Origin of the sequence: Cellulophaga baltica (assembly GCF_900102165.1) — a bacterium.
GTDB lineage: Bacteria > Bacteroidota > Bacteroidia > Flavobacteriales > Flavobacteriaceae > Cellulophaga > Cellulophaga baltica.
In genome coordinates this window covers 234,106-250,276 of the sequence record NZ_FNBD01000003.1, presented here as the reverse complement: position 1 = coordinate 250,276, position 16,171 = coordinate 234,106, and the positions used below count along the sequence as shown (strand labels likewise).

Below are 16,171 nucleotides of genomic sequence, written 5' to 3'. Positions count from 1 at the left end.
CTTGGAAAAAAATACTGCAAGAGAAAGTTTCGTTTTATGCTGAATTAAATGCAAAGGATAAGGCCAAATTTGAGGTAGATGTACTTTACTTTTTAAATACGGTAACTATCACCGGTGTTAAAGTACAGATTGATGATGCAGATCGGTTACTCGTAGCGTCAAGTGCTGTCATTCCGCTTTTTGGGTTTCCAGAACTACGCTATCGTAATATTAATGAAGTGCTATTGTACAAAGATTCATTTAATGAAGACCATCAAACCGAAGGAGAGAAACGCAATATTTTAGGCAAAGTTGGTTCTGGTGATATGAATAGATTAATGATTCTTTCGCTTCCTGCATTGCGTGCAGGTTTTGCTCTTAAAGACAGCAAGAATAATGTGGGGATCCACGAATTTGTCCACTTGATTGATAAGGCAGATGGCGCAGTAGACGGACTGCCAGAAAGTATTATGAGTCAACAGTTTGTATTGCCGTGGTTAAATCTAATGCATCAAGAAATAGAAAAAATTAAAGAAAATGATTCTGATATCAACCCTTATGGTGCTACCAGTCAAATAGAATTTTTGAGTGTAGTAAGTGAGTACTTCTTTAATCAACCAGAAAAATTCAAAGAAAAGCATCCTCAATTATATAGCTTGTTAGCCAAAATATATGCCCAAGATAGTGCCTAGCCTTACTTTTTTGAAGGAGGAGGACTTATTGTTTCTATGGTTTGAATTTTAACGCCGTGTAATACATTTTCATATAAAAAATTGGTGATAATATCTTTATAAGCATATCCCCATTCTGCCCAATTATGTCCGCCTTCTAGGTCTACATATAACGAGTAGGATTCGTTGAGTTCTTTTAGTTTTTGAGTAATAATTTTAGGTCCGTCAAGAAGTACATACCCATCAGAACGCTCGTTGCAATTATGATGTGCTGCAAGAGCATAAGGTACTTTAGGATCTAATTTACCGTGAAAGAATAGCATAGGAACTGCATTTTCTTTAGTTAAATAGTCATTATTTAAAGTGGCTCCAGAAAAACTAATGATGCCTTTGATTTTTGCATCGCTATAGTAAATCGTTTTAAATAAATAATGATTCTTCATGATAACAGCATTCAAAACCATTTCTGCGCCAGCGCTACTACCCACAAGAATTACATTATTAGGGTCTACATTAAAACTTTTATAGTAATTGGTGAGATACCAAATAGATTTATTTAAGTCTGCAGCAGTTTCTAAATAGGTTCTCATTTTCTGCGAGGTACGATAATCACACCCAAAAGATTGCTTTCTTTGAGATAAACGGTAATCAATAGAAGCTACCGCATATCCTTTTTTAGCCAACGCCCTACCTAAACCTTTTTCGTCACCACCATTTCTTTGACCAGCCACAAAACCACCACCGTGAACAATAATCACAAGCGGTTTTAGTTCTTCACGATCTTTTTTGACATCATAAAAATCTAACTTTAACGTATCTGCATACACAAGCGTTCTTATTCTAACATCAGAAAAAATATCGTCTTTATATCTGGTTTGACTAAAACAGGTATTTAAACCGAATAAGAAAATAAGTAAAGTTGAAAAGTATGTATTCATTTGTTTAAAATGACGCAAAGATATGTAAACATTCATACCAAGCTTGGCATTAGACTTAAAAGAAAAGATTATTTTTAAGAACCATAAATACATGATAATGAAAACCTTTGTTAGTAGTATCTCTCAAAAAGAGTTTCCGATTAATGAAAAATTTATAGGAGGAGCGATAAGGAAATCAATCTTTGATAGCATACTAAAAGATCACGCCGACTTCACTAAAAAAAGTACCATAGCATTATCTGAACTTAATTTTTACCGTCAAAAATATTTAGCAAACTACCTGCTTGAAGAAGTAGGAGAGTTAACAGGCTTAGAGAATGATGTATTGGAAACTATTGCCAACAATGAGATGATTACTGCCAAAAGCATTACGACGGATGAGGGTGCAGATTTTTCCGTAGGGCAACGTTTGGCAGATGCTGTTGCTAGTTTTGGGGGTAGTTGGAAATTCATTATTATCTTCGGGTTGTTCATTGCTATATGGATTACGTCCAATATTGTTTTCTTAATGAACAAAGGCTTTGATCCTTATCCTTTTATTTTACTAAACTTAATACTCTCTTGTTTGGCAGCATTACAGGCGCCAGTAATAATGATGAGCCAGAACAGGCAAGAAGAGAAGGATAGAGAAAGGGCACAAAAAGATTACATGATTAATTTAAAGGCAGAGTTAGAGATACGCACCTTACATGAGAAATTAGATCATTTAATCATACACCAACAACAAGAGCTTCTAAGCATTCAGCAAGTACAAGTAGAGATGTTGGATGATATTATGAAGCAGCTAAATCTAAAAAGAGAATGATAGAGACCACTATTGGGATAGCACTTTCTGGAGGAGGTGCTAGAGCCGCAGCGCATATTGGAGTATTGCATGCCTTAAATGAAAACGGCATTTATCCTACCCACGTATCGGGTACTAGTGGTGGCGCTGTTATTGGTGCTTTATATTGTTCTGGATACGCTCCCTTAGAAATTTTAGAACTGACCAAAACTGCCTCTTTTCTGCATATTTTTAAATTAGGTTTGGAGTTTAGATCTATTCGGGATATGTCTCGTTTAAATGAGTTTCTGTATTACCATATTAAGCACGATTTTAAGGAACTACAAATACCACTCTTTTTATCTGCTACAAATTTAGATTCCGGATTCAATGAAATTATGAAGGAAGGACGTTTATTACCTGCGATAATGGCTTCTTGCGCTATTCCGTTGGTATTTAAACCTGTGGTTTTTAATGGCAATACGTATGTTGATGGCGGAATATTGAATAATTTACCGGTAGATGTGCTCAAAGAAAAATGCCAGTTTGTATTTGGTTCTAATGTGAGTGGTTTAGAAAAAGGGAAGAAAGTAAATAGCCGCTTAGAAATTGCACACAGGTGCCTTCAATTAGCTATTAGTACCAATGTAGCACCAAGATTAAAAATGTGCGACCATGCCATAGAAATCCAAGACGCCTTTCATTTTGGTATTTTTGATATTGAAAAAGCCCAAGAGTTATTTGATATTGGGTATACGACTACTATAAATGAAATGGATGTCATAAAATTAAAATTAGCGGCAAAACGTTGATTTTTGAATCTTTAGTTTATTTTTTAGCTAGTATTGAACTTCTATGATTTTTTCAGTCAGTTGATATCCTCCAAAAACACCAACTCCGTTTTCACCATCTATATTATCTGGTGCAATACTATATTCAATAAATGGGTTGCCGTCCGAGTTGTCATTTAAATAGGAGGCTCTCAAATTTTGATAAATTACTTCTTCAACGTTTGCTACCTGTAAGGTTAATTTAACAGAAGTTCCTTCTTCTAAAAACCCTGTATACGCCGATGTCTTATCATTTAAAATAACACCATCTCCGATAGCATCTGTAAGAAAGCCACCCGTTTCAAAATATAGTGAGCCTTGATACGTTTCTTCTTCAAATGTCTCTTCGTATTTGGCTCCAACGATATAAAAATTGGCTGTACCCACTATATCTTCAAAGCTTATGTCTACATCGGTATAGACACCGTAATCATCCTGACCTCCAGCGAGATTCTCTAGAATAGTAGCTACTTTTTCAGGAATTCTACAACTTGAGGTGTAGGTGTTTTCTGGTGTAATTACTTCCAAAAAATATTGAGATCCCTCTGTTATTTTAAGATTTTCTGCATTGGTAGAATACATAGAATTTTCACTAGAATATAGAAGCTGTACAGAATTTCCTTCAACATCTGCGATGCTTACTATAGCGTCTTCAATAATAAAAGAGCTGTAGTTTTCCGTGTCATCAAAGCTTAATGCTGTTCCTATAGCGGGTAATGCTTTAGAAACGCTCACGGTTAAAAGAGTATCTGTAGGGGATATATAACTCAAAATATACACTTTTTCTTCTGCATCTAATAACTTGTCAGCATCTACAACTTTTTGACATCCCGAGAATACAATTAAAAGAAGAAACAGTAGGGTGGTTAATGTTTTCATAAACTTAGAATTTTAGATTGTAATTTATAGAAGGTATGAGCATAAGTACAGAGGTTCTAGTTAACTCTTTTTCTATTGTGGCATTTGGGTCATTGTAATCGTAATATTTATCATCGAGAGTGTATATGAACGGATTTTGTCTAGAGTAAGCATTGTATAATGAGATTCCCCAAGTACGCACTTTGTTGTTCTTTTTCTTTTTATGAAATTGAATTCCTAGATCTAATCTGTGGGTAGTTTCTCCTCTAAAATTATTTCTTCCTGAACTAAATTCTTCACTTCCATTATAATAGCTGTAATTCGTGTTGATTGGAAAATTCCCTAGGTTGTTCAAACGTTGTAAATTAGGAAGTGTATAGTTATTACCTGTAGATAATACCCAAGTTCCAGATACTGTTATTTTTTCGCTAGGCTTATAAATACCTACTAATGATATATCATGTCTGCGATCATAGCGGTCAAAGAATTTCTTTCCTAAGTTTAGTTCATCAAATTGTCTTTCAGACCAAGAAAGTGTATACCCCAGCCAACCCGTTAATGGTCCTGATTGTTTTCTGAAGAGAAGCTCTGTGCCGTAGGCCCAACCTTGACCTGTGGTTATATTTTCTTCCCAATTTATATTTTTCCCACTTTCTAAATTGTCAAGGGCTAAAAATGAAGCCCCTTCCTTATAAGAAATTACATTATCTAATTTTTTATAGTAGGCTTCAGCAGAGAATGAATAGTCTTTTTCTTGAAAATCTTTTGCTATTCCAATAGCATATTGTTCTGAGCTTTGAGGCTTCACATTATCGGTAGAAGAAACCCATAAATCTGTTGGTAAACCGATGCCTGAACTTGATAACAAATGAATATATTGATTCATTTTAGAATAAGATGCTTTGAAGGCTAAATCGGGTCTTAAATTATACGACAAGGCAATGCGAGGTTCAAAATTTAAATAATTCTTTGCTTTATAGTTAAAGTAACTGGCCCTGAAACCAGGAGAAAAATTAAGCTTATCAGTAATCTTCCAATCATCTTCTAGGTATACTGCACCTTCAAAAGAATTGAGTTCTTGTGTTTTGTTAATAGAACCACTGTAGGGATCTTTAATTACAACTCTTTGAGGAGTAAAATTATGTCTTGTTGCAATAGCTCCAAATTTTACGCTGTGTTTGTTATTTGGATAGTAATCAAAATCTGTTTTTATAGAATAGTCATCAATACCAGAGCTTGTATTAAATAAGTAGTTGTCATCATACTCATCAATTTTTAAATCTTTATTGTCAATATCAATTTTGAATTCGTAGTTACTAAAAATAAGAGAAGAATTCGCAAATAGTTTATTGCTAAATTGATGATTCCAGCGTAGTGTTGAGGTAATATTCCCCCAAGCAAGGTTTGTTTTTTCTTTAGCTGTTGCATCAAGATATCTGCTGTAAAATTTATCTTTTCCGTAGTAATTACTCCAATACAGTTTATCTTTTGAACTAAAGATGTGATGTATTTTAAAATTTAAATCTGTAAAAAAATAACCGCCATTTTCATCTTTATCAAGAAAAGGTTGCACAATTAAATCAGCATACGTACGTCTTCCGCTCATGATAAAGGAAGTCTTCCCTTTATTAATGGGTCCCTCAAGTACCACGGATGATGAAATTAATCCAATATTTATATTTCCAGAGAGTTTTTCTTTGTTACCATCTTTCATGCCTATATTTATGACAGAAGATAATCTGCCGCCATAACGGGCGGGAAAACCACCCTTAAAAGCTTCAACAGACTTTACAGCATCTCCGTTAAAAACGGAAAAGAAACCAAATAGGTGATTGGAGTTATACACAACAGCATCATCAAGAATTATTAAGTTTTGGTCTGGTGTACCTCCGCGTACATGAAATCCGGAACTACCTTCTGACCCTCCTTGAATACCGGGTAAGAGTTGTAAGGTCTTTAAAACGTCTTTTTCACCGAGTAATGCAGGAAGATCTTGCACATCCATAGGGTTAAGACGAACAGCGCTCATTTGAGTTACTTTACTTTCTTTAACATGCTGGTCAGCTATAACCACAACTTCAGATAAGGCTTCAGACGATGCTATTAAATTTACGAATACTTCCAAGTCAGCATTTAAATCAATTTCTTTAACCTGTGAGGTAAAGCCTATATAGGAGAAGACTACACTATGCTTTCCTTTAGGGGCGGTAAAAGAAAAGAAACCATACTCATTCGTGATGGTACCTACTTTTAATTCTGGAATATAAACAGACACTCCAAATAAATTTTCACCACTACCTTGTTCTTTTATATAACCACTTACAGTATATTTTTCTGCCTGATGAGGCGTGGATTTTTTGTGGGTAAAATTCCGTTTTTCTTGTGCTGATAGGCTGTTCGAAATAAAAAGAATAACGAATACGGAGTGGAGTAGTTTTGTTTTCAAGTAGCGCTAGTTTTATCCAATTACTTGGATGTGGTTAGTTTTTGCAAAACTTATCGTTTTTAATAAACGCTAAGAGCTATGTGTCAGCAATTAAGGTTTATTTTCTAAGTTTTCTTGTTAAACAAAACACAAATACTCTTTTTTAGGCTATAATTTAACTTTGATTTAATGTTTAGCCTGTTTGTTGTAGAAATAAGTTTATTCGCTATTATGTTGTCTCTTTAATAGCTGGAGCTCAAAATGTCAAATTCTAGCTTTTTAAAGCTTAGGATTTGGGTAATGGTTAGCTTGATCTTCTAAGGTTTGATCCATACAAATAAAATCCTTTTCAATAAGAATACTGATGGCATCGCCTGCAGAGGTGGTGTGAATGTTTTCAAAGCCTACGGTTTCATTGGTAGCCCAATCTTTCGTGTATGCTTTAGGAAAATAGAGGGTGATGGTATTATTGGTATAGTCTGCCTCTAGTTGTGAGATTCCTTCTTTTGCTATTAATTCATAAGAGAACTGAGTGGTTGCAAATGCTGTTTTCTCACTTAAAAAACCTGTGGAACAAAAGGTTTCTACATCACTTTTTGTAAGTCTATATCTTAAGGTATTTCCTTTAATTCTTATTTTCATGGCTGTGAATTTACGAGACTAAATTTACATCTTTTTCTGGTGCAGTAGTTTTATAATTAATAGTAACTCGCGTGCCTTCTCCTGGAATTGAATTAATAAATAAACGACCATTGATATAGCTAATGCGCTCTCTCATATAAAAAAGCCCCATACCACCTTCGCTGTTGTTTTTAGGCAATTTATCTAGGATGGTTTCATCAAAGCCTTTGCCGTCATCATCTATGACAATACTTAGGACATTGTCTGTGTATTTTATACTTAATAAGATGTAATTGGCTTCTGCATATTTTATGGCATTATTTACAGCTTCTTGCGCTACCCGATAGATATTGGTTTCTGCGAGCGAATCAAAACGTATAAATTTTTCTGTTTTGTTTTCAAAAAGAATATTCTTTCCAGTGAGTTTGGCCAATTCGGAAGTCATTTTATGTAAAGCAGGAAAAAGACCATGGTCTTTTAATTCTGGTGGCGTTAAATTAAAAGTGGCTGTTCTAACTCCTTTTATTAAATCGGAACAGAGGGTTTTTAAATAGGCAATTTTTTCTGCAGTCTTATCTTTATTATCTAGGTTAATAGATTCTATATTAAATTTTAGGGCAGTTAACATTTGCCCAATTCCATCGTGGATGTCTTTAGCAATACGTTTTCGTTCTTCTTCTTGCCCCTCAACAATCTGACTCGCTTGTACCTTTTTTTGAAGTATTTTATCTTCAAAATTTTGTTTGATGAGCTGCTCAACTTTTTCTTGGTTTTGTTTTCGTTCTGTGATATCAGAACAAAGAATAAGTACGTTTTGTTTTTTACTAGATTGCTGTAGTGGTATGATAGACATATCTAACCAAATACTTTCTCCCTTTCTGGTTTCTACATTAATTTCTTCAGATCTAATAGTCTTACGGTTGCTTTTTAAAACTTCTTTTAAGTACTGCTGCTGGCCTTCATTCGCGGTTAGAAGTTCGGATAATGGCTTAGACAAATCTTCATCATTGCAGGCTAGAAGTTCTTGGAATTTTTTACTGATAAATACGACGCTTCCATCATTTTTTGCACTAGCAAATAAGGCTGCATTGTCTATTACAAAATTAAGTTCTTGTAATTCTTTAAGCGATTTTTCGTTCTCCTGATATAGCTGCTGAATTTTATCGGTATTGGCATCAGATTCTAGCTGATTTTTCATCAACCTAGAAATTGTGTTTTTAATTTGAAGTGATAGAGGTTTAAATATAAAGAGGATTTCTAGAAATAATATGAGTAGTGAAAAGATAAGTAGAAGGTATTCTTTAAATTTTAAATTTTCTAGTTGTGTTTTACTCCGATTATCGTATTCATTAACAATAACATCCATCAACCTTAAAAAAGTACGTTCGTTATCAAGAAGTGTTTGAATATTTTTTTGCGTAGTACCAGTGGGGCTTAGTCCTGATTTTTCTTCTTCAGCAATTACCTGTTGTGCAGCTGTAATCATTGCGGTATGGTGTGGCGTTATTTTTTTAAATAAGCCGAGTATATCTTCGTGGGTTTCTTTTTGAATCCCCATAGAATCATTCCCGAATTGTAAGGCCGCATGAGATATTTTCCAAGTAGTGATGGTCTTTTTTAATTCCGTAAGTATTTGCTTCTTATCAGAGCCAAGCTGTTTTAATAGCAGTGCTTCTTTGACTAATTTCTGACTATATGCACGCTGCCTTCCCGCTACATTAATTACCCTAGAATCATCAAGTTGAGCGTTTAAATGCACTTGTATTAAAATTTGAGCTACAATAATAGTAAGTGCAATTGCGGCTAGAGCAAGTAAATACCATTTTCGAATTCTCAAAAAGGTAGAAGAGTCTAGCGGTTGCTCAAATTTTGGTTTACTCATGTAATGGATACTAATAAAAGTGCAAAATACAAAGATTTAGCCTTGCAAAGCTTTCCCTACTAAGGTCAAAGAGTTTGCAGATAACGGAAGTTTTAATGCAGCTTCTTGACCTTCCTTAGACATCTTACGCCATGTTTTTTGTAAAATATCAATCAGTTTCTCTTCTGAATATTTCTGGGCAAAAGATTCAAAGTAATATTCAAGAAACACCAAGCAGATAACATCTTCCAACGTTTGGGTTTCTTCATTCTTTTTAAGTTGCTTTTTTTCTAAAAGAAAAGCAACATTGTCAATGGTTTCCTGATCATAACCAATGCTTTCTAGCAGTTCGCCAGCTTTCTTAGCATGAAACTTCTTTAGATCTTGGCGCCATGTGAGGTAGCCAGTTCTGTTCATTTCATAAGAATCACGGGCAATCTCCCATCGGCAAATATGTTGGCACCTAGCAGTAAGCTGTAATACTTCTGATGCATTAGGAGCAAAAGAATTTAACTTTTCTGTCATCCGGATAGCATAAAGTACTTCTTTAGCATATTCTTTGCCTTCAAAAATTTCTTTATTGGGATCTTGCTCGTTCGCTTTATCAAAAAGTATAAAAGCCTTTTCTAATTTATCCGATGATGCCATAGTATTCTTAGGTTTGCTCCAAAGCTATTCAGAAAAACCAATATACACAAAACCATCTTCTATTTTTACAGGATAAGTTGAAATGGCAGATAATGTACCGTTTAAATTTTCTCCTGTTTGTAGAGAGAAAGTATTTTTATGCAAAGGACAAGCTACTTTTGGAGTGCCCATATCTTCGCCAACCATACCTCGAGAAAGCACCATTTCCATTTTATGTGGACATAAGTTTTGGCACGCATACCATTTTCCTTCTCGTGTAAAATTAAAGACCGCTATTTGTTTTTCATTGTACTTTACACAGGCACCGCCATTTTTTGGAAATTTTGTGACTGCAGCAGCTTTGAACCACACCGTTACATTCTCAATAGGGGTTGTATTGTATTCTTTTAAAATGGAATCTATCATTTTATTAGCTTTTAGTTCAACATTAGGTGATGCATTATATTTTAGGCCCAAGGTGCGGGCATTTTTTGTTCTCTTAAAGACACAAATTCTATATTTTCGTCTGCTGCGGTAGAATTCACGAAATGAGTGTATTTTGCTCTAATTTCAGGATTCTCAACGGCCTCTTTCCACTCACATTTATAGGTATCTACTAAATGTTGCATTTCTTTATCTAGCTGATCTACAATTCCCAAACAATCATTAATCACAACATCCTTTACATAATCAATACCTCCTTCTAGTTTATCTAACCAGGCGGCGGTACGCATTAAGGGTTGTGCAGTTTGTATGTAATACATTAAAAAACGATCTACATATTTTATGGCGGTCTCTTTATCTACTTTCTCCGCCAATAACAATGCGTGTTTAGGAGTTGCACCACCGTTTCCGCCGATATAAATATTCCAGCCACCTTCTACAGCGATAAAACCAAAATCTTTACCACGTGCTTCGGCACATTCACGGATACAACCAGAAACACCACCTTTAAATTTATGTGGAGAACGAATGCCTTTATACCTGTTTTCTATTTCTATTGCAAAACTTACGCTTTCATCCATACCATACCTGCACCATGTAGAGCCTACACAACTTTTTACGGTACGTAATGATTTTCCGTAGGCTTGTCCGGTTTCAAAACCTTCTGCGATAAGCTCTTCCCAAATCAATGGTAATTCATGCAGTTTGGCACCGAACATATCTATTCTTTGTCCGCCGGTAATTTTGGTATACAAATCATATTTTTGAGCAATTCTACCCATAGCAATCATTTGCTTTGGAGAAATCTCACCACCCGCAACACGAGGTACTACAGAGTAGGTACCGTTACGTTGTATGTTTGCTAAATATCTATCATTGGTATCTTGTATAGTATCTTGCTTATTGGCAGTTTCGTTAAATATACTTGCAAATAGTGAAGCCGCTAAAGGTTTGCAGGTTTCGCAACCATTCCCTTTTCCATGGGTGTCTAATAATTCATCGTAATCTTGAATGTTTTTCATTTTTACGATGTCATACAATTCTTGACGGGAATAATCAAAATGCTCACAGATACGTTCTTTTACAACCTTACCTAAAGATTTTAAAGTTTCATTTACAAGATCGGTTACCATGGGTTTGCAACCACCACAACCGGTAGTTGCTTTGGTAGCTTTAGCAACAGCTTTAACGGTTTCATTACCATCATCTTTTACAGAGCAACAAACTTGTCCTTTAGTCACCGCTTCGCAAGAACAAACTACAGCAGTATCTGGTAAATCCATAGCGCTACCAAAAGATGCACCACCATCACCAGCAGGAAGTATTAATTGTGATGGATCTGAAGGAATAGGCATACTATTCAAGTAAATTTGATGCAGCATGCTGTAGTCAGAAGCATCCCCGACTAAAATACCTCCTAGTAATCTTTTGCCGTCAAGGCTTACATTTATTCTTTTGTATAAGTGTTGTGTTTTATTTTCAAATATTATAGAATGCCCTTTAGCGGCGGGCATAAAAGGCTCGCCAAAACTAGCGACATCAACTCCTATTAATTTTAGTTTGGTAGACATATCAATCTCTGGAGCCATGATATTATCAGTTTTTCCTGTAATCTGGTCTACGGCAACTGCTGCCATTTCATACCCAGGAGCTACTAAACCATATATCATTTGGTTGTACAAGGCAATTTCTCCAATAGCATATATGTTTTCATCGGAGGTTTGCATTTTATGATCTACTACAATGCCCCCACGAACTCCCATTTTTAAACCACTAGATTTTCCTAATTCATCTCTGGGGCGAATACCGGCAGAAATTATAAGCATTTCGACATCCAAGACATCATCCTCGCCAAATTCCATTCCAACAATGGCATCGTCTCCTAATATCTGATTGGTTGCTTTACTTAAATGAATGTGTAAACCAATAGATTCTAACTTTAATTGTAATACTTGGCTACTTCTAGAATCTAACTGTCTTGGCATTAATTTGGGCGCAAATTCTACAATATGCGGCTCTAGACCCATATCCATTACTGCTTTCCCTGCTTCTAATCCTAAAAGTCCACCTCCTAAAACGGCAGCTTTAGCATTAGGATTTTTTGCTTTTAAGGCTGCTGCGTAAGAGAGCATGCCTTCTAAGTCTTCAATGGTACGGTATACAAAGACTCCTTTTTTTTCTACTCCTTTAATAGGGGGTACAAAAGCAGAAGAACCTGTTGCTAAAACAAGGTAATCATAAGAGAAATCTCGATTCTTAGCTGTGGTAATTGTTTTTTCTTCGCGGTTAATATCTGCAACACGTTCATTGACCATGAGTTCTATACCATTTTCTGCATACCATGCTGCCGGAGCCATTTCTAGAGCTTTAGCATCCTGGTTTTCAAAAAATTCACTTAAATGAACACGGTCATAGGCAGGTCTTGGTTCATCACCAAAAACAATAAGCTTATAATCTTCACTTGTTTCTTTGGCTACAAATTTTTCGCAAAATTTATACCCTACCATTCCATTTCCTACTACGATTACGGTTTTCATACGTACGTCTTTATCATGTTACAAGACAAAATTACGTATAATTACGTATATTTTAGGTAATTTTATAAAAATAAATACGTAGTTTTGTTGTCATATTAATAATTCTACACCTTAAAAAATAGAAATTATGATGTCAAACAAGAATCCAAAAGTAAGTTTAGTAGGCGCAGGCCCTGGGAGTAGCGACCTTATTACACGAAGAGGTTTTAAGGTGTTACAGGAGGCGTCTGTAATTTTATATGATGCTTTAATCAGTAAAGAATTACTTGATGAGATTGATGGAGCAATCCCCAAAATATACGTAGGTAAACGTTGCGGAGAGCATTCTTTCACTCAAGATGATATCAATAGATTAATTGTGGAAAACGCTTACCAGTATGGCCACGTGGTGCGGTTAAAAGGAGGAGATCCTTTTGTATTTGGTAGAGCGAGTGAGGAAATAGAATATGTAGAATCTTTCGGAATACCAGTAACCGTCATCCCGGGAGTAAGTAGTGCCATCTCTGTACCTGCCAGTCAAGGTATTCCTGTGACCCGAAGAGGTATTAGTAGTAGCTTTTGGGTAATGACTGCCACTAAAAAAGATGGTTCTTTTTCTCAAGATCTGAAATTAGCAGCGCAATCAGCAGCAACCTTAGTCATATTGATGGGGGTACGAAAATTTGACGAAATTGCGGAAGAAATTTGCAAGTATAGAAAGGGCATCACTCCTTTTGCTATTATCCAAAATGGTACTTTGGCTAAAGAGGTATGTATCACAGGAACCTTATATAATAGAACAAAACAATTGGCTCAAATAGATACTTCATTACCTGGAATCATAGTTATTGGTGATGTGGTGGCAGAACATCCTTCCTTTTTTGAAGAAGAGCTACAACGGGTATTACATTCAACCATATAATCAACTATTTTTTATAGCCGATATGATCAGTATTTTTGGTTCTGCCTTGATCCAAGTACTGGTCTGTATATCGGTGAATGTCTTCATTTTTAACCACTTGCATAGGTTGTGAAGCAATCCTTTATGATGAATATGCTATCATAGATTGCTATTTTCTTCTTTTTGATAAAATTAGTACACTAAAATTGACACTTCAATAAAAATACGTACAACAATACTTATTTCTATTCTTTAGTACGTATAAATACGTATTTATACTTATTTTTGAATTGTATGCAATACAATGTTTAACCTTCTTAAAAATAGAGACATGAACAATACGACATCAAATAAAGCAACAAAATTAAATTTAAGGGATTTTAAGAGCATCCAGATGAAAACGTTTTGGATCACTTCCTTAGCATTTTTCCTTTGCTTTTTCGCATGGTTTGGTATCGTGCCTTTTATGCCAGATGTAGTTAAAGATTTAGGCTTGAGTCCGTCTCAAAAATGGAATTCTATTATACTAGCGGTGTCAGGAACAGTATTTGCCCGTTTAGCTATTGGTAAATTGTGTGATAAATATGGACCAAGATTATGCTATACCTATTTATTAGTATTTGGGGCTATTCCGGTAATTTTACTTGGATTTGTACAAACACCCTTGCAATTTTTGGTATGTAGGTTATTTATTGGGTTCATTGGAGCATCATTTGTAATCACACAATTTCACACGTCAATTATGTTTGCACCAAATATTGTGGGGACGGCAAATGCCACCTCTGCAGGATGGGGTAATCTTGGTGGTGGCGCCAATCGTTTAGGTATGCCTTTAATTGCTGCGGCAGTAGTGAGTTTTGGGATAGCAGATGAAATTGCTTGGCGTTATTCTATGGTTATTGCTGGGATATTGTGTTTAGCAATGGGCTTAGTGTATTTCTTCTTTACAAAAGATACACCGGAAGGAAATTTTGCAGAGTTAAAAGAACGAGGCGAAATGCCAGTCTTCAAAAAAGATGAAGCTTCATTTGCTAGTGTGTTAAAAGATTATAGAGTTTGGATTTTATTTTTTGTGTATGCCGCTTGTTTTGGTATTGAGCTAACGGTATATGGTACTATGGATGATTACCTTCAAAATAGATTTGGTTTAGATAGAACATTTGCAGGGAATCTGGTCCTTTCTTTTGCTTTGATGAATATTTTTGCACGTACACTTGGAGGGTATTTTGGAGATAAATTTGGAAATAGTAAAGGTTTACGAGGTCGGGTTATTTTCTTAGCGGTTATTCTAGCGGCAGAAGGGGTAATGTTATCATTCTTTTCAATGACGACGAGTCTTGCGGTAGGAATGATTTTTCTGATAGCTTTTAGTTTAACAGTACAAATGGCAGAAGGAGCTACCTTTTCTGTGGTGCCATTTATCAATAAAAAAGCGATTGGTTCCATATCGGGTATCGTAGGAGCAGGAGGTAATGTAGGAGCTTTTCTTGCCGCTTTATTATTAAAATCAAAATCTGCCGTAGCAGAAAGTGCCGCTATTTCTTCGAATAAAGGTTTAGGGGAAGAGGCTATTAAAACGGCACAAACCATCGCTTCAGCTTCTGCGGTTTCAGCAGGGTATTTTGTAATTGGAGGGTGTATTTTAGTGGCAGCATTACTGTCTTTAGCCATTAAATTTGCCACTTCAGAAGAGGCGGTTCCTTCGGAAAAATTAAATATACAATTAGCAGATAAATAACAGGGTAAAGATATTGAATACGCTAACAGTACATACTAGGAATGCAAGTTCAAAAAGATATAACGCTTTAAAAACCGCTTGTGAAAGTTGTTTGAATGCTAATTGTCTTATCAATAGAAATGTGTCTTCAGAGCAGGTGGCGCTATTTTCTAATGAAAAAACAGAGATCACTTGCAAAAAAGGGCAGCAATTTATCATTGAAGGCGCACCTGTAAATGGACTTTTCTTTATATTAAAAGGAAAGGTTAAGGTGTATAGGACGGGAATACATGGCAAAGAACAAATTGTTCGTTTTGCCAAAGAAGGAGAAATTATTGGGCATCGCGGTTTTGGTACAGAAGAATATTATTCTATTGGGGCTATAGCGCTAGAGCATACGGAACTTTGTTATTTCTCTAAAGATACATTGCAAAAAGCGCTAAAGAGTAATGCTAGTTTTGCATATGATTTAATGCTTTTTTATGCTGATGAATTGAATAGAAGTGAAGCAAAAGTCAAATCTATATCGCAAATGACGGTAAGAGAACGCGTGGTAGATACCTTATTATATATCAACAGGAAGTTCAAAGATCAAAACGGATTCTTAAATCTTGCCTTAAGTAGGAGAGAATATGCAGATTATGCAGGCACAACAGAAGAACAGGTCATTAGAATATTTTCAAGTTTAAAAAAAGAAAACCTTATCCATACAAAAGGGAAAAAAGTTGGCATTACAAACGTAGAGCTACTCAAAAGAGAAATCTCTGAACATAACTTTTATTTAGATTTATAACCACATATTCTATCTGGTTTATTTTAGACTGGTTTAGAATAGAAAATCACAAAACACCAATTACGTACAGCTACGTAATTGGTGTTTTTGTTTTAATAGCCTATATGCTAGTTATTTATGGTTAAAATATGTTTTATCGCAGGTTTTACTATGTTATAAAAAGAGGTTTGCTTCTGTGCTATTTCATAAAATTTGAATTTAAGTACTTATATATTTGTTATTATTAA

At 35.2% G+C, this 16,171-nt stretch carries 14 protein-coding genes; 6 read left to right on the top strand and 8 right to left on the bottom strand.

Annotated features, from left to right (window positions below):
* The first annotated feature begins 11 nt into the window (after positions 1-11).
* Positions 12-671, top strand: coding sequence for a M90 family metallopeptidase (locus tag BLQ19_RS06790; protein WP_217637577.1), 660 nt, complete (start codon positions 12-14; stop codon positions 669-671).
* 2 nt (positions 672-673) lie between these two features.
* Here the strand turns inward: BLQ19_RS06790 and BLQ19_RS06785 are convergent, their stop codons facing one another.
* Complete coding sequence (locus BLQ19_RS06785) at positions 674-1,588, bottom strand: alpha/beta hydrolase (protein ID WP_175444405.1); 915 nt, start codon at positions 1,586-1,588, stop codon at positions 674-676.
* 97 nt (positions 1,589-1,685) lie between these two features.
* Between BLQ19_RS06785 and BLQ19_RS06780 the strand changes: the two genes are divergently transcribed.
* Together BLQ19_RS06780 and BLQ19_RS06775 are read left to right on the top strand one after the other, a co-directional pair.
* On the top strand, positions 1,686-2,393 hold the full coding sequence (locus BLQ19_RS06780) for a DUF1003 domain-containing protein (protein ID WP_074537955.1): 708 nt from the start codon (positions 1,686-1,688) through the stop codon (positions 2,391-2,393).
* Positions 2,390-3,163 carry a patatin-like phospholipase family protein gene (locus tag BLQ19_RS06775; protein ID WP_074537817.1) on the top strand — a complete coding sequence of 258 codons (774 nt, stop codon included), beginning with the start codon at positions 2,390-2,392 and terminating at the stop codon, positions 3,161-3,163. The genes BLQ19_RS06780 and BLQ19_RS06775 overlap by 4 nt, the downstream gene beginning before the upstream one ends.
* Before the next feature lie 27 nt (positions 3,164-3,190).
* Here BLQ19_RS06775 and BLQ19_RS06770 read toward each other — a convergent pair whose 3' ends face one another.
* The 7 genes from BLQ19_RS06770 to nirB form a co-directional block, all read right to left on the bottom strand.
* The gene (locus BLQ19_RS06770) at positions 3,191-4,060 is read right to left on the bottom strand and encodes a DUF4249 family protein (RefSeq protein ID WP_074537816.1); all 870 of its coding nucleotides are present in this window, start codon (positions 4,058-4,060) and stop codon (positions 3,191-3,193) included.
* Positions 4,061-4,064: 4 nt separating this feature from the next.
* Positions 4,065-6,485 (bottom strand): TonB-dependent receptor, encoded by a 2,421-nt coding sequence (locus tag BLQ19_RS06765; RefSeq protein ID WP_074537815.1) that lies wholly within the window; start codon positions 6,483-6,485, stop codon positions 4,065-4,067.
* 258 nt (positions 6,486-6,743) lie between these two features.
* The gene (locus BLQ19_RS06760) at positions 6,744-7,106 is read right to left on the bottom strand and encodes a DUF7009 family protein (RefSeq protein ID WP_025616367.1); all 363 of its coding nucleotides are present in this window, start codon (positions 7,104-7,106) and stop codon (positions 6,744-6,746) included.
* Positions 7,107-7,116: 10 nt separating this feature from the next.
* Positions 7,117-8,967, bottom strand: coding sequence for a sensor histidine kinase (locus BLQ19_RS06755; RefSeq protein WP_074537814.1), 1,851 nt, complete (start codon positions 8,965-8,967; stop codon positions 7,117-7,119).
* A 36-nt stretch (positions 8,968-9,003) separates the two neighbouring features.
* Positions 9,004-9,594: a DUF4202 domain-containing protein gene (locus BLQ19_RS06750; protein ID WP_024482460.1), complete on the bottom strand. Its 591-nt coding sequence runs from the start codon at positions 9,592-9,594 to the stop codon at positions 9,004-9,006.
* 24 nt (positions 9,595-9,618) lie between these two features.
* The gene (gene nirD / locus BLQ19_RS06745; RefSeq protein WP_175444404.1) at positions 9,619-9,999 is read right to left on the bottom strand and encodes a nitrite reductase small subunit NirD; all 381 of its coding nucleotides are present in this window, start codon (positions 9,997-9,999) and stop codon (positions 9,619-9,621) included.
* A 41-nt stretch (positions 10,000-10,040) separates the two neighbouring features.
* Positions 10,041-12,554 carry a nitrite reductase large subunit NirB gene (nirB, locus tag BLQ19_RS06740; RefSeq protein WP_024482462.1) on the bottom strand — a complete coding sequence of 838 codons (2,514 nt, stop codon included), beginning with the start codon at positions 12,552-12,554 and terminating at the stop codon, positions 10,041-10,043.
* A gap of 130 nt (positions 12,555-12,684) precedes the next feature.
* On the opposite strand from nirB, the gene cobA reads away from it, so the two are divergent.
* The 3 genes from cobA (at position 12,685) to BLQ19_RS06725 (ending at position 15,944) form a co-directional block, all read left to right on the top strand.
* Entirely contained in the window at positions 12,685-13,455 is a 771-nt protein-coding gene (gene cobA, locus BLQ19_RS06735) for a uroporphyrinogen-III C-methyltransferase (protein ID WP_369798356.1), read from the top strand.
* A gap of 310 nt (positions 13,456-13,765) precedes the next feature.
* Positions 13,766-15,172, top strand: a complete 1,407-nt coding sequence (locus BLQ19_RS06730) for an MFS transporter (protein ID WP_024482464.1) — start codon at positions 13,766-13,768, stop codon at positions 15,170-15,172.
* A gap of 13 nt (positions 15,173-15,185) precedes the next feature.
* Positions 15,186-15,944: a Crp/Fnr family transcriptional regulator gene (locus BLQ19_RS06725; RefSeq protein ID WP_254788268.1), complete on the top strand. Its 759-nt coding sequence runs from the start codon at positions 15,186-15,188 to the stop codon at positions 15,942-15,944.
* Positions 15,945-16,171: the final 227 nt, after the last annotated feature.